The following is a 19,581-nucleotide window of genomic DNA, read 5'->3' as shown; positions in this document are numbered from 1 at the left end:
CATCGTTATTGTAGAGAATTGTCTGGGGCAAAAAAATGGAGATTTCATTTCACTATGGTCTTTTCATCACTGAGTGTTAGCGGTTACATTATTGTTGCATCCGTTTTCTAAATTCTGAGGGCGAAAGGCCGATCATCCGCTTGAAACGCTTCGTGAAATGGGAATAATCGGGATAACCGCAGCGCTGTCCGACCTCATATGTTTTCAGCGAAGTGCCTGTCAGCAATGCTTTGGCATGCTCCATACGAACATGAGTCAGGTAGGCAATATAGGACATCCCTGTCTCTTCCATCAGCAAATGGTAAAAATAAGTCGTGGAAATATCCAGCGTTTCAAGCACTTTCTCCAGACTCAGCTCACTGTCGGAGAAATGCTGATTAATATAGTCCATCGCCTGCTGGGTGGCACTGCGTCTTCCCCAATTCCGCTTGTCCCGGGTCTCTGCCAGCTTCCGTTCCAGCCAGTCTCTGAATGATGACTCCAGTGTGGTGTACCCTGGTTCATCGTAGGGAATTTCCCATGGGCTAATCAAAAGCCGCTCCTCCAGCTGATTCTGGATCAATGAGGCTGCATTTTCCAAAAGCGTGCGCCGCTCCTCATAGGAAAGTTCCTGATGCCCCAGCAGCTTCAGCAGATTATCGATTTCCAGTGAAAGAACAGGTGCATTCGCTGCCCAGAGCGCCGTGGCAATTCGTTCTGCAGCTGATATAACCGGGGCTAAAAGCTGATTTTTTACCATTGCCTTCTGGCGCGTGCTGGCAAAACGCTGGAATAGTTGACCAACCAGCTCTACAACCAATTCCTCCTTCAGCGGTTTCAGCAGATAATCTACTACCCCATGGCGCAGGGCGGCCTGGGCATATTCAAACTCCCCATACCCCGACAAAATGATAATCTCACCATCATAGCCATCCTGCCGCATTCGCTGGATCAGCTCGATCCCATCCATTACAGGCATACTGATGTCTGTAATAATTAGATGAGGCTGTTGAAGCCGTATCAGCTCAAGAGCTTCAGCCCCATTAGCGGCTTCACCGGCAATTTGGTATTGAGAACTGGCCGAAGTGAGAATTTTATCCAAACTTTTTCTGCTCATGGATTCATCATCCACAAGGACGATTCTATACATCATGCATGCCTCCTTGTTGTTCCTGCTCTAATTCCGCGATGTGCGTAGGCAACAATATATCGATACAAGTCCCATCTGGACCAGAGGTCGAAATAAACAGACCATACGGCTCACCAAACAGCAGCCGCAATCTGGAATGGACATTCAGCAAGCCGATCCCTTTCTGCTTGTTCTCTGCTTCCAGTTCCAGTAATTCATCCTCGGATAGATCAAAGAGGCGATTATAGCGCTCCATAGTATCCGAAGACATGCCACCGCCCCCATCTTCAATCGATATTAAACAGCCGGCTGCGACCTGCATTTCCGAAATGCGAATGTAATTGGGGACGATTTTATATTTATCAAATCCATGCTTGAAGCAATTCTCGACGATCGGCTGCAGCATAGAGTTGATCGCTGAGGTCTGCGCTCCCGCCTTTTCAGAGATTTGAATAAAGCAGGAGAGACTTTCGTAGCGTTCGGCCTGGATCGAGAGATAGGCAGACACATGTCCAATCTCCGAGGCAAGCGTGACCCTTTCATTCGGGTTTCTTACGCTGTATCGAAACATATCCCCAAGGGAGACGATCATCCGGCTAATCTTCCGGTTGCCCTCTACAATTGCACTGGCGTTGATAAATTCCAACGTATTATAGAGAAAATGAGGGTGGATCTGAGCCTGCATGGCTAGAAGAAGTGCTTCCTTCTGCTTCACCTCCAGCTCTTTCTCCCTCAGCTTAGCCCGGTGCACCGTATCGATGAGTATCTGGATTTCATCAACCATCTTATTGAAGCCTCTGTACAAGCTACCTATTTCTGCGGTTCGGTTCTCCGGTGCCCTAACGCCCAGCTCACCTAGCTGAGTTCGCTTCATTACCCGCAATAGTGTCAGCAACGAATTACTAAGCATGTACATCACCCCGCTGACTATAATCATGATCAGCAGGAAGATCAGCAGCAAGACAATAGTAGAAATTCTGCTGATTTGCAGTAAAGGCCCATTCAATTCAGCAAGTGGTACCTCCGCGAACAGTGACAAGCCCGTGGCATTAGAATGAAAGAACATGACAAGCTTGTCTCCCGATTCACCAGGCATCGTCAGTGTTCCCTGACGCTTATCGCCCATAGCCTTGGCATAATCAGCAGACAATCCCTCATTGGGATGACTGCCAGGCCGATAAATCGCACTGCCCTTGCTATCCGCAATCCAGACGTACCCCGTTTTGCCAATCCGCACATTCCGGGCAATCTGGATAACCTCATCCAGTTTCAAATCTATAATCAACAGTCCGCTGTTGGTGCTATAATTCGTGCTGTTGAACTTCAGTGCAATCGATAGAAAAGGTGGGCTCCATTCATCCTGTTCCAAGCCCATGACTTCAAAGACACCGGTCTTCGCAATCTTAGCGTTATATTCCTTATATCTCCGCTCTGCGGAAGAGAAACTTGAAGATGATACCGCCCTCCCCTCCCCATTAACCAGAGAGATTCCCCGAATGCCTTCGCGGTTGCTTGTTAGCGGATTCAAAAGCTCTCGCTCGATTCGGTTGGAACGCAGAAAACGATCATAGGAACCGCTTACAGAATCATTTAAAAATTGCAGTGTTAGCTCATTCACCAGGATCGGATACATTTGATGCTCAATGTCCTGAAAATACGTGTCAACATATCTATTGACCTGTTCAACCAGCTGATAGCTTGATTCAATGGTATTTTGCCGAATGACCTTATGACTTTTTTCGTACCAGAATTGACCTAGCAGCGGAAGCGGGAGGTACAAAATCAGCATTAACAGTATTATTTTTTTCTGAAGAGAGAGGTTGGCTATCAATTTCATGGTGTTATTCTCCTTCTAAACTAGGTAAATTAAGGATCACAGCCCAGAGCTCACTCCATGATTACCCTTCATCTATTTTCTAAGTATAATCTTTTTTGCAGTTACGCAATGGTTTCTTCAAGATGCAGTGAATAAATCCCCATATTTGTGATGATTCTGACATATCCTTTACACTGTTCTTCTCGTCAGATTCCGCGCTATAACCATACCGCTTCAAGAGTATCTCTTGTCAAGCCTTGATAATATGTTACAATACTTTTTATAGTTAAACATTTACTTAGTAGTTAAAGTACCGTGCACGTGAAGTGTAATTCTAATGAGACAGGTGAACTAAATGAAGCCACAATCGGAATATGCAATTCTGCTTTACTATAAATTCGTAAAATTGCCGGACGCTGAACAATTTGCACAAGAACATCTGGCATACTGCAAAGAGCTGGACGTAAAAGGACGGATTCTTATCTCTGAGGAGGGCATTAACGGAACATTATCCGGTACGATTGCCCAAACCGAACAATATATGAAGGATTTGCGCGCGAACCCACTGTTCAGCGACATCGTCTTCAAGATTGATGAGGCTGATGAGCATGCCTTTAAGAAGATCTTCGTGCGTTATAAAAAAGAGCTTGTAACCTTCCGCGTCGAGGAAGAACTGGACCCTAACGTAATCACTGGCGAGCATCTGGCTCCAAAGGACTTCCACGAAATGCTACAGCGCGACGATGTTATCGTTCTGGACGGTCGTACTGGTTACGAATACGACCTCGGTCATTTCCGCGGCGCGATCCGGCCAGAGGTGGACAGCTTCAAGGAATTCCCGGATTGGATTCGCGAGAATATGAGCGATATGAAGGATAAGCACATCCTCACTTACTGTACAGGCGGGATTCGCTGCGAGAAGCTGAGCGGCTTCATGATGAAGGAAGGCTTCCAGAATGTATATCAATTGGATGGCGGGATTGTCACCTATGGTAAAGACTCTGAGGTACAAGGCCGACTGTTCGATGGAAAATGCTATGTGTTCGATGAACGGATCTCCGTTCAGATCAATCATACCGACGAGGATATCGTGGTTGGTCGTTGCCACCACTGCGGCAAGCCGGCTGACCGTTTCATCAACTGCGCCAACGATGCCTGCCATCTCCAGCATATTTGCTGTGAGGACTGTGAAGCAGAGCACAGCGGTCATTGCTCGGACGAATGCGCCGCGGTTACGAGTGCAGCGCGCTAAATAAAGGTATAGACAAGGGCGGTGAGCTAACCGTGCAACCCAAAGAGGATTTGTCCACTCGTGAGACGATATTGCATCTGCTAAAGACCAATGATGAGCTGACAGCCAAAGAGCTGACTGATCGACTTAACATCACTTCCATGGCGGTGCGTCGCCATATTGATGTCCTGGAACGCGATGGATTTATTGAAGCGCGGACCATCCGGCAGCCCATGGGCAGGCCAACAGCGACCTATCATTTGACAGAGCGCTCCAGTGTGCTTTTTCCCAATAAATATCACGCCGTAGCCCTGGATCTGCTCGATGAGTTGGTACAGGAGACCGGTGAGGATATGGTAGAACGGCTGTTTGAACGCCGGAAAGAGAAATTGTTCAAGAAATATAACGGTGCTATGCAGAATAAAAGCTTTCATGAGAAGGTAGAGCTGCTCGCCAGCCTTCAAAATGAGAATGGATACATGGTGGAATGGGATCAAACCAGTGAGGACGAGTATACGTTAATAGAATACAACTGTCCGATCTCCCAAATCGCCAACCAATACAATCACGCCTGCCGATGCGAGTTACAGCTATTCGAATCATTGCTGGAAGCAGAGGTATCCCGGCCGGATTGTCTGGCTGAAGGCGGACGCAAATGCCTCTACAAGATTCAACGACGGGTACAAGAATCATAGGTTAAATAAAAGGTGGCGCACAGGGTATTCTCTGTGCGCCACCTTTTATTATAGACGAGGCGTTCTGGGGGCTTCATCTGAATTATGATGGATACGCCGGATGCCTTCACTTGTTTAAAATTACGTCCAAATCGCCTATTTCCCTATCGCACCTCACGACATATTTTATAGTACATTAGAGAAAGCGGGTGAACGAGAATGCCCACGAATAGTAATGGAAATAGCTCCAATAATTCCGGAGGTGAAGGTGTAGAGGCTAACGAGCTAAGCGCCGAAGATTATGCCATCATCGGGGCCGGACTTACTGCCTTGGGCGACTTCTTCGCCTTTTTGTCACTTGTCAAAGCCAAGGAGATCACCAAGGAGACCGGAGGTCAGACCGGTGTTACCCCGCTTGCGATCATCAGATCTTATGAAAAAGTCCTATCCAGAAAAAAAAATCAACCTCGGAGAAGAAGATAAAACGACTCGTTCTGCTTTTATCTGGAGTAACAACAAATTAGGCTATCTCCTTGTGCAAGAGCAACACTAAATGTCCTTCTTCGGCATGTATAGTATATGACATCCACCCTCTACATGGTGAGCTCAAATTCCCCTTATAAATAAATCGTGATTCCTTTCGTCACGGCATCCCCGCGCTGCTTCAGCTCAGTATGGTCTGGCCGTTAGCACCTGTTGGGTGCAGGGCAATAGCGGTATTTAGGTAATAAAAATCAAGCCGTTATGTGTGTACAAGCAATGAGGGAATATATTTATACAAATATACATGGGGTATACTTGCTATTACTTAAATGGTGAGATCATTCGGCACTGGGTAGCCCCTCTCAAAAGAAAAAACCTTGAAAAGGCATATTGCCAATCAAGGTTTCTGCACTATATTACTTCATTCTAAAATAAGGGTCTTCGACATGTCCATCTAGTTCAGCAACAGTTTCTTGAATAACGATTCTAACTTCATTTTTCACATTATCATTATTTAATAAATTTTCCAGATGCTTATAAACTTTTACTAAACCTAGTCTACCGATAATTGATGCGATCAACTCAATTTCATTTATTGATTCTTTATTACAAATACCAATTATCCATGTTTCAATTTCACTTTTCACATCAGAGTCCAATAACTCATACGTATGCCATTGCCTGTCCGATAATTCAAACAATGACTCTAAGGCAATTTCTACATCAATAGTTCGTGAACTAATTGAAAATAAAAATTCTTCAAACAGTTCTATTAGTTGAATTGTAGAAATGTAATCAGGTAACGATTTATAATAATCCAACAACATTTTTTTACCTCCCAAAATCAACAGGAATGTGGGTAATATTGCTTGGATTTCTATAGAATTCACCGTCTTGCCCAAGCACTTTGTTTCCGATTTTTATTTGTGCAGTCCAGTCACTTACAGAATTGATAATTCCCAACCAAAAATTGTAAGTATACGAATTTATCACAGAACCTTTTATTCTACATTTTACAAACTGGTATTTATATTATCCCCCATGCGTTACCCCTACCATTTCTGTTTATAAATATAGAATCGGGTCAAGTATAGGAATAGAACGTAATCGGGGGGTGCTGCCATGCAGCAAAGCAAGTATTTTCGGACAAGCGTGGCTATTATTGCTTTTTTGCTAATCTTGTATTTGGGCTCCAAGGTCTTCTTCCTGTTCACTCCACTGTTCGCGATTCTCAAACTACTATTGGTGCCAATGATGCTGTCAGGCTTTATGTATTATTTGCTCCGGCCACTGGTGAACCTTCTGGAGCGGCGAAAATTGAACCGGATGATCTCTATCCTGCTGATTTATCTTGTTTTTATTGGCCTGTTCGTGCTCTTCTCGGTACTCGTCTGGCCTACGTTGCAGGAGCAGATTCAGACCTTCATCGACAACACACCGCAGCTTGTGAGTGGCCTGCAGGATCAATTCAACGACTTGCGGCAGAATCCAATGTGGTCCCGCTTTTTCACAGGAGAATCGGATCTGGCGGCACGTTTGTCCGCTTATCTGAACGATGCAATTAATTGGGTATCGAATTCCGTTAGTAATCTCATCGGGGTCATTTCCAATATTGTCGTTATCATTGCCACGCTGCCCATTATTCTCTACTATATGCTCAAAGACGGACACAAGCTGGCGCCGATTCTACTACGTCTAGTTCCGCGAAGATTTCGTAAGCCTGGTCAAGAAATGCTACGCGAGATCGACAGTGCCCTCAGCAGCTTCATCGTAACTCGTGTCCTGCTGAACGTCGTTTTGGGGATCATGCTGTACATAGGATTTCTGATTATCGGCCTGCCTTACTCACTGCTGCTGGCTGTTATTGCGATTCCGCTCAATTTCATCCCTTATGTCGGGTCTCTGCTCTCGGCTGTGCCGGTCATCATCGTCGGTTTTATCGAATCGCCTACGATGGCGATCTGGGCCACAGTTGTGATTGTGATTGCCCAGCAGATTCAAGATAACCTGCTCTCGCCAATTGTGTATGGGAAGTCGCTGGATGTGCATCCGCTAACCACAGTGCTGCTGGTGCTGATCGGCGGGGATTTTTACGGGATCATCGGTGTGCTGATTGCACTCCCGGTGTATATGATCCTCAAGATTATTGTACGGCGGCTATACGGGATTATTATTGCGGAGCGAACCGGCGACTCTAACTCTGCCAAGGAACCACAGATTAAAGAAGAACAGATGTAAGGTGCTGTCCATGAAAAAATCGCTCCCGGCTGGATTAAAGGACCTGTCCTCTTATCCGCCAGGAGCGATTCTATAGTTACATATTGAGCCTGAGGATAGCCTCGTCTCAGCCCCGCAAGGAGCGCACTACAAAGATGTGATTGCCCTTCATCAGACTTTGGCCATCCTCCAGCATCACAGAGCCTTTCGTATGTGACACTATGGTGGTATTGAGAGCAATCAGCTTATCGCCCTTCCAGACGGTCACCGCCGACTTGAAATAGACCGCGTTATCGAACTGTTGTCGTTCCCGCATGACATATCCGACGGCATGAAGGGCAGGGGGCAGCGCTCTCTCCTTGGGCGCCAAGGCTTTGATATATACAATATCCTGAAAAGGCACCGTAATCTCCTGATGGCCGATTACAGCAATCCGCAGGGAAAGGTCCCATTTGCGGAGAATCCCCTTCATGATCGTGTACGGCTTCTCACCGCAATACATTATGACTGGTCTGCCCACCCAATGGCGCATGGCTCCACCCCCTTCGCTGTGTCCGAATCCCTACAGATTCGGTATGGTCCAATCAATCCCCTGCAACCCGTGGGATTCCAGGTACCGGTTCGCCTGCGTGAACGGGCGGCTGCCCAGGAACCCGCGATGCGCCGAAAGCGGACTCGGATGCGGCGACTGGATCACCAAATGCCGGTTCTTATCGATAAAGGCCCCTTTCTTCTGAGCATGACTACCCCAAAGAATAAAGACCATCGGTACAGTTCTCTCATTTAGCTTTGCCATAATAGCATCTGTGAAACGCTCCCAGCCCAGACCTTTATGAGAATTGGGCTGACTCTCACGGACAGTCAATACCGCATTCAGCATCAGCACACCTTCCTCCGCCCAATGCTTCAAGTAACCGTGGTTTGGAATTTGCATCCCAAAATCCTCATTGAGCTCAGCATAGATATTTCGCAGCGAAGGCGGAATCCGTACGCCAGGCATCACCGAAAAGCTAAGTCCATGGGCTTGTCCCTCTCCATGATAAGGATCCTGTCCAAGAATAACTACACGAGTCCCTTCATAAGGTGTAAGCTTCAGTGCAGAGAACAGGTCCTCCTTGGGCGGATAGACAGTGTGAGTCTTATACTCCCGTGCCAAGGCATAACGCAGTTCATCAAAATACGGTTTTTCTACTTCCTCTTGCAATACTTTATCCCAATCGTTGCCGAACATGAGTTGTTCCTCCTGCTACCATGAATGATACTTTGCTAACTTCTTTATAATCCTATTATAAAGCCGTGGCCGAGCCGATGATAGAAGAATCATCATTTAAGGTAGACCTACTCCGCTACTTCCGACCGTAATCCGCCTTAATCTCGCCCCATTCGCGGGTCTGCCACTTCAGCAGCTTGTTATCATAGGTATTACTCTGGAGCCAGTGCACTGCCCGATCAATCAGTTGCCAGATTTCTTCCGTTGAAGCATCGCGCGGCAGAGTCGTTGCTACCTTCTTCTGCTTCACCCATTTGATGGCATTAACAGAATCACTGTAAACCGTTCGATTGCTACCTTGCTTCTTCAAGTAGGCAAGGGCATGTACAATCGCTAAAAATTCACCAAGATTATTCGTTCCCTTCCGAATCGGCCCACAGGAGAAAATAACATCGCCGGTCTGCGTATCGACACCCTTATATTCCACTGGACCGGGATTGCCTCTGGTCCCGACATCCACCGAGATACTATCGTAGTCGATCTCCTCCGAGGTCTCCACAGCGGCGCTGCGTTTGAATGGATTACTTGCTTTAGGCTTGGCTCCGCCTGCTGTAGCACCTGTACCCCAATTGCCTTTCCAGCCCGCCTTGTAGGCGGCGTCCGCAGCCGCTTTGGATTCATAAGATTTATATTTCGCTCCGGTGTAATGATCTGTCTGGGCTTGGCATTCCGCCCAGGTACCATAGACTCCAGGCTGCTTGCCTTCCCATACTACATAAAATTTCTGCTTAGCCACTTGGGTGAATCTCCTTTCAACGTTGCTCAAAGCCTTATTGTAATTCATTCGCTTCCGTTGTTGAAGCCATTAAATTGCAGGATACATTTTTTTGCCAAAGATCAGGATAATAACTCTCCTGTGCATCCATACTAATTCAAGTGACAGGCAGGCTCGCTCAATCCAAAGCAGTCAACGTAATATCCACGATTTGCTCCAGTCTAGAGAGGTCCAGCTCCGTTTTGACCATCACTCGCAGTCCTACCAGCGCATTATGCAGATAAGCTGCTAGGGCTGGGGCCTCCAGCCGCCGGGAGATTTCCCCGCTCTCCTGCCCGTTTGACACCAACTTTTCCAATAGTCGTTCAGAAGTAAGAAAGCTCTCCTGTACAAGGGAATCAACCTCGGGATCATGCAGCGACAGTTCCACCGCCGTATTAACCATCAAGCAGCCTTTGGGCTTCCCTGTGTCGTTCCGGATCACCATCTCAAACAAGCTACGAATCGCCCTCTTCGCTGTAGGCTGTGCCCCAGCCTGCTCCTTCATTCGCTCGGCAACGTTTCTTTCATACCGTTCCACGGCTTTCATATATAAGGAATGCTTGTCTCCAAAAGTATCATACATACTTCTCTTATGAATCCCCATCCCAGTCACAAGGTCCTGCATGGAGGTCTTCTCATAACCTTGCTGCCAAAAGAGGTTCATCGCTTTTTCGAGAACATCGTCAATCTCAAACTCTTTGCTCCGAGCCATAATCATGCTCCTTTCCAAGACTATTTTAGCATTTGTAGAACGAACGGTAAATATTCATCACTTTCTTAGTACTCACCGTATGTGGGTAATTTTTATAACCTGCTATCCCACAAGAATCCATATTATGGTATATTTAAGATTACAAACTATAGAATTAGGAGATACATATGCTAAATTATACAAACACAACGGCTGAGATAGCCAGCAGTGGGATTGACACCGTAATTATACCTATAGGAGCTACCGAACAGTTCGGTCCTTTTCTTCCAATGCATTTGGATACGCTTATAGCAGATTTATAAGCCGAGGCATACGGTAAAGCATTAAACGCATACGTGTTACCGACACTCCCCTTCAACACTTCCGAAGAACATGCTAACTATAAAGGTACAGTGACCGTAAGTCCAAATATCTTAACAGCAATGATAGAAGAAATAATAGTCAATTTGGCAAAACAAAATTTCAGCAAATTTGTGGTTTGTACCGGGCACGGTGGTGCCTACTGGGAAGCGGCTTTTATCAAGCATATTAATTATAAATACCCACATATTCTTGTAATTGCTCCAAATCATAATACTCATAACGCTTGGGAAGAAGCTATACATACGGCCGGATTTCAAGGCTTAAATGAGATGCATGGTGGGCTATTGTCTGTATGCACGGCGATGTGGCTCTGTCCTGATCTTGTTAAAAAAAGTTCTATGGGCTCAGACGTTCCTCAGGAGAATCGTATTTATGCTGATTACATGGGTTGGGATAAACTTACGGAAGATGGCTGTTGGGGCAAATTTGAAGAAGGAAGCTATACGGATGAGGAATTGAGCCAGCGAGGTCAGACATTCTGGGAAACGTTTATTCAGAAGAGATCCGAAGGGTTAAAACAAGTGCTTGACGAGGCTTACGATAGAAAAATGTCTTCATCATAACAAAAAGAGGGGTTCTTTGCCCCTCTTTATTCTTTCCTATATAATAGCTGCGATTTATTCCGTATTAAAAAGCAAACTGCACTCCGAATGTTCAGCTTATGCTACACCTTCTCATGCCAGCTGCCAGCTTATTTCCCAGCTTTCACAGCTAATTTGGTCAGCTTACCATCCGCTGAGGAGGCATATACAGCATTGTCCCCGTAGGTTGTCATCAACGGATTAAGGTTGTCATTGTTGAAGGAGAGAATCACATCCAGCGAAGCCGGATTCAGCAGATACGTATTGTCTTTCAAGTTCAGACTTAGCTTACCGTCACCTGTTTGAGCAATTACTGTATACTTGCTTTCTTCCTCGTCAAAAGTACGAGTGGCTGTGTTACGCTCCAAATCATACAGGGTCAATGTACCGCCGGCAAATACTACATAACCGTTGCCTGTCGATTGAGTAAGCGCACTGCCCGGGATGCTGCGCTCCCACAGCAGGCTACCCTGCGAATTGAACGCCACGAGCTTGTTCCCTGTTCCATTGACGTTAGTCCGTAGAATCACCGTACCGTCATTCAATACCATCTGTCCGGGACTGCCGTCTCCGTAAATATTGGAGCCAGCTGGCACCTGATAGCTATACAGCGACTTGAAAGACAGATCATAAACTTCCAGACGCGGGTTCAGCTTGTCCAGCCAGATGCCAGCACTGTTCTTGACAAGTGGGCTGGTGGACATAATAATCCGGTCGCCTTGGGCGGTGAGCAAATTCCCTGGCAGTTGCTGACGTTTGGCCACTTTACCACTGCCGTCAAATTGAGTGAACGTGGTCTTGATGATCCCTTTGCTGTCCACTGCACCAGGAGATGCCACCAGAATGGAGCCATCCTTCAGCAGAGAAATCGAGGATGGTCCGGTCAGAGACTGCACCCAATTCAGCTTGCCAGAGCTGTTCACCGAGTACAACCGATAGGTCTTGTCCGAGAAGGCCTGATAGACATAGGCCGTTCCGTTGCTGTTAAAGACCGAGCTGCCAGCAGTTGTATAAGGTCCTTTGGAATCATGGAATACATATTCCCAGTTTTGCTTACCGGTATCAGCGTCGAGTGCTTTCAACGTATCCACATACCAGAGCTGCTTCGTCTTGCTGGTAGTATTCGGTACATTCTGTCCCATATGTACGTACACCTGCTTCTTCGCAGGAATGGCCTTAACGTCATGAATTACGGATTCGGCATCCTTCGGAACCAGAACCGAGGACGTGAATAGAGACGCTGAAGTCCAGCTTGGCTTCAGTCCGGCTTGAAGCGGCGCGCCGAAGGCCTGCGCGGTCAGGGTCAGGCTGAGTGCGCTGGTCAACAGCACCGCGGCTAATTTACTGTATTGAGTTGTTTTCTTCACTGCAATTCCACCTTTGTTCATTTATACTAAACTACTATCTAACCATTGTATAATAGGAAGAGTGTGGAAAAGGTCACAAAAGTGTATTCTTTTTCAGCTATAAAATGTAACCCAATTGAAAGAAACCTCTCCAGAAGGGGGTTTCCCTACTGTAAAGGCTTCTTTCAGGTAACGCTATCGTAATGGCAGGTTGCTAATGGACAGCCGGATTATACTCGTCATAAGAGCGCGAGACATGCTGCCAGCACAGCGGGAGGCCTGCGATAATCGCTTTACGCTTGGCTTTCAGAATAATCTGCTCGATATCGGCAAAGCTGCAACCAGTCAACCGCTGACAAGCGAGCTCAGCCAACCCCTCCTCCTGTCCAAATTCACCGATCAGCAGCTTGATATACTGCTCTCTACTCTCGTTATCGGGGAGAGAATAAGTCATTTTGGTGTCAAAGCGCCGCCAAATAGCGCGGTCGAGCTCTTTTTCCAGATTGGTGGCTGCTACAAAGATACTGTTATCTCCAAAGTCATCCAGACATTGCAGTAGCGTATTTACTGCCCGCGCCATCTCCTTAACTTCATCCCCACTCTCCCGGGTCCGGGCAATGGCATCAAATTCATCAAGGAAGAGGACGCAGGGTGACAACTTGGCATACTCAAAAATTTTGCGGATATTGCTGCCGGTCTCACCCAAATGGCTGTGAATAAGCGCATCGAGCCGGACCAGAATGAGCGGAAGCTCTAGCATTTTCGCAAGATGAAAGGCGGTCAGCGTCTTCCCGGTACCCGGGGGACCGTACATTACTATCTTGTTCGGAATAGGAACACCGTGTTCCTCGAAAGTCTCACGCATGCCAAGGATCGTAATAAACTCCTCCACAATCTTCTGGTTCACCTCAGGCAAGACGAGGTGCCGAACTTTTCTAGCACATTCCTTGGGCATGTAGCAGGTTGCCATGTCTATTCCTTTGGCCCTCGGAAGCCGTCCGGCAGAATTGCTTTTGTTCATTATATAAGAATGCTCCTTTAACTGATAAATTCGTTAGGTCTGTTGCCACCAAGATTATTTCTCCGCGCACACCATGAAAACCGGGGTGGAACGGGTCAGGAGCTGTTCCTTCTCATCCATCACCCTGGATGACAGGTTCTCCTTACTGTACACCTTGGCGAAGCCTTCCTTCTCCAGCGTCAGCACATCCCATGCTGGTCGCCATTCCGAGGTCAGCGGCAGAAGTCTGCTGAGCCTGTCGGACTCCTCCCAGTCTATGTGACGTGATGGGCTGCCCCAGCCTTTCGCTTCATAGTCTCGATGATCCGCTTCACGCTTCTCCTTCATCTTGTCATCCACTAGATGACGATTCCAGTTAGCGTCGAAGACCAGCAGGCGCCCACCCGGCTTCAGCACTCTTTTCCACTCCTTATACGCCGCCTCAGGATCAGCCAGACTCCAGGTGACGTTCCGACATACCAGAAGATCGAAGCTGTCATCTGCAAAATCCAATACATGTGAGTCCATCTTCCGGAATGTAACCGTAACGCCTTCACGATCGGAATGGCTGCGCGCCTCCTCCAGCATATTGTCCGTACAGTCTATCCCAGTGACAAGATGACCCGCGCTCGACAGGATCACGGAGAAGAAGCCTGGACCACAGCCGATATCCAGCACCTTCAGGGTCTCTTTCCGCGGGGCATGCTCCAGAATAAGATCCAGCCAGGCCTGTCTTTGAAAACCATTCAATTCCTTACGAATGCCTTCACTATATAACTCGGCCTCGCCTTCCCAATAGGTCTTTACTTCTTGCTGTATACTCATAGACTTCTACTCCTTTGTGGCAGTTATCATGAAACGCTGTACGTTCTGAACTCCATATTTCAAATGATGCAGCGGCTGCCGCCGGGCGGGAATGAAGTTGCGGCGAATGCCGATACGCTTGAATCCAGCTAGTCGAAGAGCCGCTTCATCCGCTTCAGGCCGGAGGACATTGACGAACGGCAGTTCACGAAGCAAATCTGTGTCGTCACTACTGCGACGTCGAACTCTTTTTTCCGTGAGTAGAATCAACGTCCAGGACAAGGCATACCACAGCTTATGGAACAGAGAATGCTTCTCCTGATACAAATAATTTCCGTCAAAAACAATCAGCACTCCGCCCGGCTTCAGAATCCGATGCCATTCCGCATACGCCTGCTGCGGCTCCGGTAATGTCCACACCACATCCCGACAGACTACCGCGTCAAAACTGTTGTCGGCGATCCGCTCCAGGTTAGCTGCATCCCCGACAAAGGCTGGCACCTTGTATCCGAAGCGGTCAAAATTGGCCATAGCCCGTTCAATCATCCCTGGCGAAGCATCCACTGCGGTCGGCTGATGCCCCATCTGCGACAGCAGCAGGGAGAAGAAACCGGGGCCTGTACCCACATCAAGCACCCGCTGTTTCTGCCTGCCTTGCAACCCTTCAATCAGAAGTTCCTTCCAGATGGTCACCGCTTTGGGACTACGGAATTGGGCACGGATGACCTTGTCATACCCCTCGGAGCTGACGGTCCAGTACTTGGAAATCTCTTTAAGCATTGATTATTCACCCACGTTCAGCAGATTCCAGAAGACCGGAGTAAAGGTGGTGTAGCCCAGCTTGAAGTTCTTCACTCTGTTATTGACGACAAAAATATCATCCGGGAAGTACACCGCGGCGAACATCGCCTCCTGGTACAACTTATTGAAAATGTCATCGTAAGCGGACTGCCGCTCCGTCAAGTCTGTCGCACCTACGGCCTTGTCAATCAGCGCTTCCAGCCCGGCATCGGACCAGACAACAGCAGGAGCATCCCCTGTCTTATGGAATAGCGACAAAAGGAAGGCATGCGGATTGTACGCATCGTCATACGTACGGTAGATGATCAGGTCATAATCTTTTGTTTTCCACAGCGCATCGTAATAGGCATTCGGTTCCAGCACATGAAGCTTCACATCAATGCCGATGTCCTTAAGCTCCGACTGAATCAACTCCCCGATGGATTTCCATTCTGGGAATTCGGACTCCTGCAGCACAAAATTCAGGGTCATCGGAATTCCAGCTTTGTCTACAATTCCATCACCGTCAGTGTCGCTATACCCCGCTTTAGCTAACAGCGCCTTGGCCTGCTCCGGATCGAAGCCGTACCAGGTGCTATTATCTTCTGTCACATAAGGAACGGTCTGCGGGAACAACCCTTTGGCTTCCTTACCTATTCCACCCATAAGATCCTGAACGATACTTTTCTTGTTGATCGCCAAATTGATTGCTTGACGTACTTTCACATCCTGAAGGACAGGATTGTTGCCGTTGAAGGCGAGGAAGTGGGAGTTCGTACCCGGCGCCTCTTGTACGCTCAGCGTAGAATCGTTTTGCAGGACGGGCAGGCTCTCCACCGGGATTTTACCTAGCTGACCGCCAGCGAGATCCACGCTACCGTTCTGCAGCGCAAGCACTCTGGACTGTGGATCAGGAATCACCTTCAAAATAATCTTGGACAGCTTCGACTTCTCCCCCCAGTAGTAAGGGTTTCTGACGAGCACCGCTTCTTGATCGGTTTTATAACTCTCCGTCATCCATGCCCCGGTTCCAATTGCCTTCACAAACTTGCCACTCGGATCTCCGGCAGGCTCGACTGCGGAAGGACTGATGATTCGAACGGGTCTTGCAAAGGACAGCTCCGTCAGGAACGGATAGTAAGCTTTATTGAAAGTCATTCTGATTGTCAGGTCATCCACGGCTTCAAGTGACTTCATGGCCGTTGCGATATTCAGGGAATTCGCAGGGTCCTTGATCCAGCGCTCGAAGGAGAATTTGACCGCCGCTGCATTCAAATCCGTACCATCCGAGAACTTGACGCCCTTACGCAAATGGAAGGTGTAGACCTTCCCATCCTCCGAAATCTCCCATGATTCCGCTAGTGCCGGCAAAATCTCACCTTTCTCTCCGTATTCCACCAGCCCATCATAAATCATGGCATGTACATTCATTGAACCTTTATAGGCACCGGCGTCCAGCTGATCCATACCAGCATCCGCGGCTATTGCCACAGTAATCGATTTGTTGTCATCACCGGTGTGATTGACAGGTTGTGTTGCTTCATTCGCCGCTGTTCCATTAGCAGCATTGCTGCTATTATCCTTGTTGGCAATGCTGTTGTTGCTGTTACAGCCGGCTATAACCAGAACTGCCGTCGTCACCGCGGCCAGAAATACTTTGCTCCATCGTGCATCTTTTCTCTTTGCCATCTTGCTCATATCATTTGTTCCTCTTCTCTATTCAAAATAAGGCTACTTATTCTCCGCTCCCTCGACTCTACAGCTCCTCGTCTTAACCTAGGATCCTGAATTGGAACGGACTCCAGCAGAGAGCGTGTATAGGGATGAACAGCATTCTGCAGGATGAAGTCTCTACGCTGCTGCTCAACAATCTGCCCACGGTTCATCACCGCCACATGGTCACAGAAACGATCAACCAGTGACAGGTCGTGTGTAATGAACACATAGGATAAGTCCAGCTGTGATTTCAGATCCAGCAACAGATTCAGCATTTGTCTCCGCAAGGTCGCATCCAGACTGGAAAAAGGTTCATCACAGATCAGCAGCTCCGGCTTGAGCACAATGGCTCTGGCAATCCCAACCCGCTGCTGCTGGCCGCCGCTCAGTTCATGCGGATATCTTCGCATATACTGGCTGGATAGGCTCACCCGTTCCAGGCTGTCCAGCACCTTCTCCCTACGTGCTTCAGCAACTCCCTCTCTGTAATTTCTCAGCGGCTCACCAATAATCTCTTCCACGGTGAACCGCGGGTTGAAGGCGGACAGACTATTCTGGAACACCATCTGCATCCGGTGTCGGACACTCCGCATCTGCTTTAAGCTAAGACCCGTAATATCCTGTCCCCGGTAGAGCACCTTGCCTGAGGTGGGCTTGTCCAGACCGAGCAACAGACGGCCGAGCGTGCTTTTGCCAGAGCCACTCTCTCCAACCAACCCGAGGGTTTCGCCTTCTGCCAGATTTAGCGATACATTATGTACAGCCTGCATCGCAGGGGCCTGCGTGGTGAACCACCCCCGCTCTTTACTGTAGGTTTTGCTAAGTCCTACAGCCTCTAGCAGTTTCATTGTGCAATGTCCTCCTCTGTCTCGCAGTTTCAGTTACAATTCGCAGAACCACGTATAGTGTATAAATGCGAGGAGCGTTCGAGCATTCGAGCATTCAAAGCCTTCGGACGTTCGCATTCAACCGATCTTTTTCCCGGTCTTTCCCGTCGTTTCGCTCCTAACTCTCCTACCGCTCCAAGCCTTGCATGTCTCTCCTCTATAAATTCAAAAAACATTTTAAACGTTGTTATCTGCTATTTATTAGCTCTCGGGTGTAGGGATGCTGTGGATTCTCGAAAATATCAAATACATTCCCGGACTCCACAATCTGCCCCGACCTCATCACATACACTTCATCTGCTAATTCGGCGACAACGCCCCAATCATGGGTAATCAAGAGAATTCCAATATCCTCCTCCACCCTGATCCGGTCCAATTCCTTCAGGATTCCGGCCTGCACTCTTACATCAAGCGCCGTCGTTGGCTCGTCGGCAATAAGTAGACGAGGCCGGGACACCAGCGCCAGCGCGATCATCACCCGCTGGCACATTCCACCGCTGATCTGGAACGCATATTGCGTCATCAGCGTATCCGGGTCTCGCAGGCCGACCCGGGTTAGCTGAGCCCGGGCCAGGCCCTTCGCCTCGGCCCGGGACACCCGGCGGTGCAGCCTGATCGTCTCGATCATCTGCGCACCAATGGTCAGCACCGGGTTCAAGGCGTTCATGGGGTCCTGAAAGATGACCCCCATCTCGCTGCCCCGGAGCGCGCGGAGCCTGCGCGGCGTGCATTCCCGGAGATTGACGCCGCCGAGCCAAATCTCGCCCTGCTCCACCACGCCCGGCGGGTCGACCAGACCAAGAATCGACATGGCCGTGACGCTTTTGCCACTGCCGCTTTCACCGACCAGGGCAACAACCTGCCCCCGCTTCACCTCCAGGCTGACGCCATCAACAGCGGTAACGACCCTGTCCGGTGTATAAAACCGGGTAGTAAGCGCCGTGACTCGCATTACGGGGGACGTCTCTTTTGTCACCTGTCATCCCCCTCTCCCGGAATTTATTAATGTATTCGACCATTTGTTTTGCGCAGCCCTTCGCCCAGTAGATTAAAGCCTAGAACGACGAGCAAAATAACGAGACCGGGAAAGAGCATCAACCGCGGCGCAGTCTGAATATAGGTTCGGCTGTCATTCAGCATCACGCCCCATTCCGGTGTTGGCGGCTGAGCGCCAAGTCCGAGAAAGGACATTCCGGCCAGCGACAGAATAATCGTGCCCACCTCCATCGATGCCAGAACAAGAATAGGGCGAGCAGCATTGCTCAGAATATGCCTCACCATAATCTGTAGATGCGATGAACCTGCTGCTCTGGCGGCCATTATGAAATCGCGCTCCTTGATCTGTAGCACCATGCTCCGGATAATCCGCGCATAACCTGTCCACCAGACAGCTGCAAATGCAATCAGTAAGTTCACGGGACCCGGGCCCAACATTCCTGTCACCGCTAGTGCAAGAATAAGACTGGGGAAAGCGAGCAGCACATCAATAATCCGCATAATCAGCTGGTCCAGCTTTCCTCCGACATAACCGACGATCAGGCCGACAGGAATACTGATGGCAAATACGACACCCAATACAAGCAGGGCATAGTATAGAGAAGTACGCGTGCCATAGATCAGACGGGACAAGACACACCGGCCCAGATGATCGGTGCCGAGCGGATGCTGCCAGGAGGGCAGGCTCAGTCTGTGATCCATATGAATCTGCAGTGGATCGGCTGGAGCCAGATAAGGAGCGAAGATTCCAATCACTATAAATATCAATACAATGCTGCCTCCGACCAGGGCCGCACGGCTTCCCCTAGGCAAGTGCAGATGAATCATTTGCAACTTCTC

19 protein-coding genes and 1 pseudogene are annotated in these 19,581 nt (G+C 48.5%); 5 read left to right on the top strand and 15 right to left on the bottom strand.

Annotated features, from left to right (window positions below; translation table 11 throughout):
• Positions 1–88: 88 nt before the first annotated feature.
• Together AC3Y23_RS02745 and AC3Y23_RS02740 are read right to left on the bottom strand one after the other, a co-directional pair.
• Positions 89–1,129, bottom strand: coding sequence for a response regulator transcription factor (locus AC3Y23_RS02745; protein WP_379195348.1), 1,041 nt, complete (start codon positions 1,127–1,129; stop codon positions 89–91).
• Entirely contained in the window at positions 1,122–2,945 is a 1,824-nt protein-coding gene (locus AC3Y23_RS02740; RefSeq protein WP_379195346.1) for a sensor histidine kinase, read from the bottom strand. The genes AC3Y23_RS02745 and AC3Y23_RS02740 overlap by 8 nt, the downstream gene beginning before the upstream one ends.
• A gap of 334 nt (positions 2,946–3,279) precedes the next feature.
• Between AC3Y23_RS02740 and trhO the strand changes: the two genes are divergently transcribed.
• The 3 genes from trhO to AC3Y23_RS02725 all read left to right on the top strand — a co-directional run bounded on the left by trhO (position 3,280) and on the right by AC3Y23_RS02725 (position 5,312).
• Entirely contained in the window at positions 3,280–4,176 is an 897-nt protein-coding gene (gene trhO, locus AC3Y23_RS02735) for an oxygen-dependent tRNA uridine(34) hydroxylase TrhO (RefSeq protein WP_379195344.1), read from the top strand.
• On the top strand, positions 4,134–4,850 hold the full coding sequence (locus AC3Y23_RS02730) for a helix-turn-helix transcriptional regulator (protein ID WP_379195342.1): 717 nt from the start codon (positions 4,134–4,136) through the stop codon (positions 4,848–4,850). Before trhO ends, AC3Y23_RS02730 begins: the two co-directional genes overlap by 43 nt.
• A 198-nt stretch (positions 4,851–5,048) precedes the next feature.
• A complete protein-coding gene (locus tag AC3Y23_RS02725; RefSeq protein ID WP_379195340.1) occupies positions 5,049–5,312 on the top strand; it encodes a hypothetical protein in 264 nt (87 codons plus the stop codon).
• 416 nt (positions 5,313–5,728) lie between these two features.
• On the opposite strand, the gene AC3Y23_RS02720 is transcribed toward AC3Y23_RS02725, so the two are convergent.
• Positions 5,729–6,139 carry a hypothetical protein gene (locus tag AC3Y23_RS02720; protein WP_379195338.1) on the bottom strand — a complete coding sequence of 137 codons (411 nt, stop codon included), beginning with the start codon at positions 6,137–6,139 and terminating at the stop codon, positions 5,729–5,731.
• Between the two features lie 295 nt (positions 6,140–6,434).
• On the opposite strand from AC3Y23_RS02720, the gene AC3Y23_RS02715 reads away from it, so the two are divergent.
• Entirely contained in the window at positions 6,435–7,550 is a 1,116-nt protein-coding gene (locus AC3Y23_RS02715) for an AI-2E family transporter (protein WP_379195336.1), read from the top strand.
• 106 nt (positions 7,551–7,656) lie between these two features.
• On the opposite strand, the gene AC3Y23_RS02710 is transcribed toward AC3Y23_RS02715, so the two are convergent.
• From AC3Y23_RS02710 to AC3Y23_RS02695, 4 genes are all read right to left on the bottom strand, one after another.
• Positions 7,657–8,061 carry a hypothetical protein gene (locus AC3Y23_RS02710; protein WP_379195334.1) on the bottom strand — a complete coding sequence of 135 codons (405 nt, stop codon included), beginning with the start codon at positions 8,059–8,061 and terminating at the stop codon, positions 7,657–7,659.
• 30 nt (positions 8,062–8,091) lie between these two features.
• Positions 8,092–8,760 (bottom strand): uracil-DNA glycosylase, encoded by a 669-nt coding sequence (ung, locus tag AC3Y23_RS02705; protein WP_379195332.1) that lies wholly within the window; start codon positions 8,758–8,760, stop codon positions 8,092–8,094.
• A gap of 115 nt (positions 8,761–8,875) precedes the next feature.
• Positions 8,876–9,535 (bottom strand): ribonuclease H, encoded by a 660-nt coding sequence (rnhA, locus tag AC3Y23_RS02700; protein ID WP_379195330.1) that lies wholly within the window; start codon positions 9,533–9,535, stop codon positions 8,876–8,878.
• Positions 9,536–9,692: 157 nt separating this feature from the next.
• Entirely contained in the window at positions 9,693–10,268 is a 576-nt protein-coding gene (locus tag AC3Y23_RS02695; protein ID WP_379195328.1) for a TetR/AcrR family transcriptional regulator, read from the bottom strand.
• A gap of 167 nt (positions 10,269–10,435) precedes the next feature.
• Between AC3Y23_RS02695 and AC3Y23_RS02690 the strand changes: the two are divergent.
• Positions 10,436–11,194, top strand: a pseudogene (locus AC3Y23_RS02690) (creatininase family protein).
• Positions 11,195–11,322: 128 nt separating this feature from the next.
• Here the strand turns inward: AC3Y23_RS02690 and AC3Y23_RS02685 are convergent.
• From AC3Y23_RS02685 to nikC, 8 genes are all read right to left on the bottom strand, one after another.
• The gene (locus tag AC3Y23_RS02685; protein ID WP_379195326.1) at positions 11,323–12,579 is read right to left on the bottom strand and encodes an outer membrane protein assembly factor BamB family protein; all 1,257 of its coding nucleotides are present in this window, start codon (positions 12,577–12,579) and stop codon (positions 11,323–11,325) included.
• A 193-nt stretch (positions 12,580–12,772) separates the two neighbouring features.
• The gene (locus tag AC3Y23_RS02680) at positions 12,773–13,579 is read right to left on the bottom strand and encodes an AAA family ATPase (RefSeq protein WP_379195324.1); all 807 of its coding nucleotides are present in this window, start codon (positions 13,577–13,579) and stop codon (positions 12,773–12,775) included.
• A gap of 54 nt (positions 13,580–13,633) precedes the next feature.
• Positions 13,634–14,383 (bottom strand): class I SAM-dependent methyltransferase, encoded by a 750-nt coding sequence (locus AC3Y23_RS02675; protein ID WP_379195322.1) that lies wholly within the window; start codon positions 14,381–14,383, stop codon positions 13,634–13,636.
• 6 nt (positions 14,384–14,389) lie between these two features.
• A complete protein-coding gene (locus tag AC3Y23_RS02670) occupies positions 14,390–15,142 on the bottom strand; it encodes a class I SAM-dependent methyltransferase (RefSeq protein ID WP_379195320.1) in 753 nt (250 codons plus the stop codon).
• Positions 15,143–15,145: 3 nt separating this feature from the next.
• Positions 15,146–16,840: a nickel ABC transporter substrate-binding protein gene (locus AC3Y23_RS02665; protein WP_379195318.1), complete on the bottom strand. Its 1,695-nt coding sequence runs from the start codon at positions 16,838–16,840 to the stop codon at positions 15,146–15,148.
• Positions 16,837–17,706: an ATP-binding cassette domain-containing protein gene (locus AC3Y23_RS02660; protein ID WP_379195316.1), complete on the bottom strand. Its 870-nt coding sequence runs from the start codon at positions 17,704–17,706 to the stop codon at positions 16,837–16,839. The genes AC3Y23_RS02665 and AC3Y23_RS02660 overlap by 4 nt, the downstream gene beginning before the upstream one ends.
• 226 nt (positions 17,707–17,932) lie before the next feature.
• Positions 17,933–18,721 (bottom strand): ABC transporter ATP-binding protein, encoded by a 789-nt coding sequence (locus tag AC3Y23_RS02655; protein WP_379195314.1) that lies wholly within the window; start codon positions 18,719–18,721, stop codon positions 17,933–17,935.
• A gap of 26 nt (positions 18,722–18,747) precedes the next feature.
• The gene (gene nikC, locus AC3Y23_RS02650) at positions 18,748–19,569 is read right to left on the bottom strand and encodes a nickel transporter permease (RefSeq protein ID WP_379195312.1); all 822 of its coding nucleotides are present in this window, start codon (positions 19,567–19,569) and stop codon (positions 18,748–18,750) included.
• Between the last annotated feature and the right edge of the window lie 12 nt (positions 19,570–19,581).

The organism is Paenibacillus sp. MAHUQ-45 (genome assembly GCF_058133325.1).
Note: the sequence above shows the minus strand (reverse complement) of the source record. Positions and strands in the feature narration are given on the sequence as shown.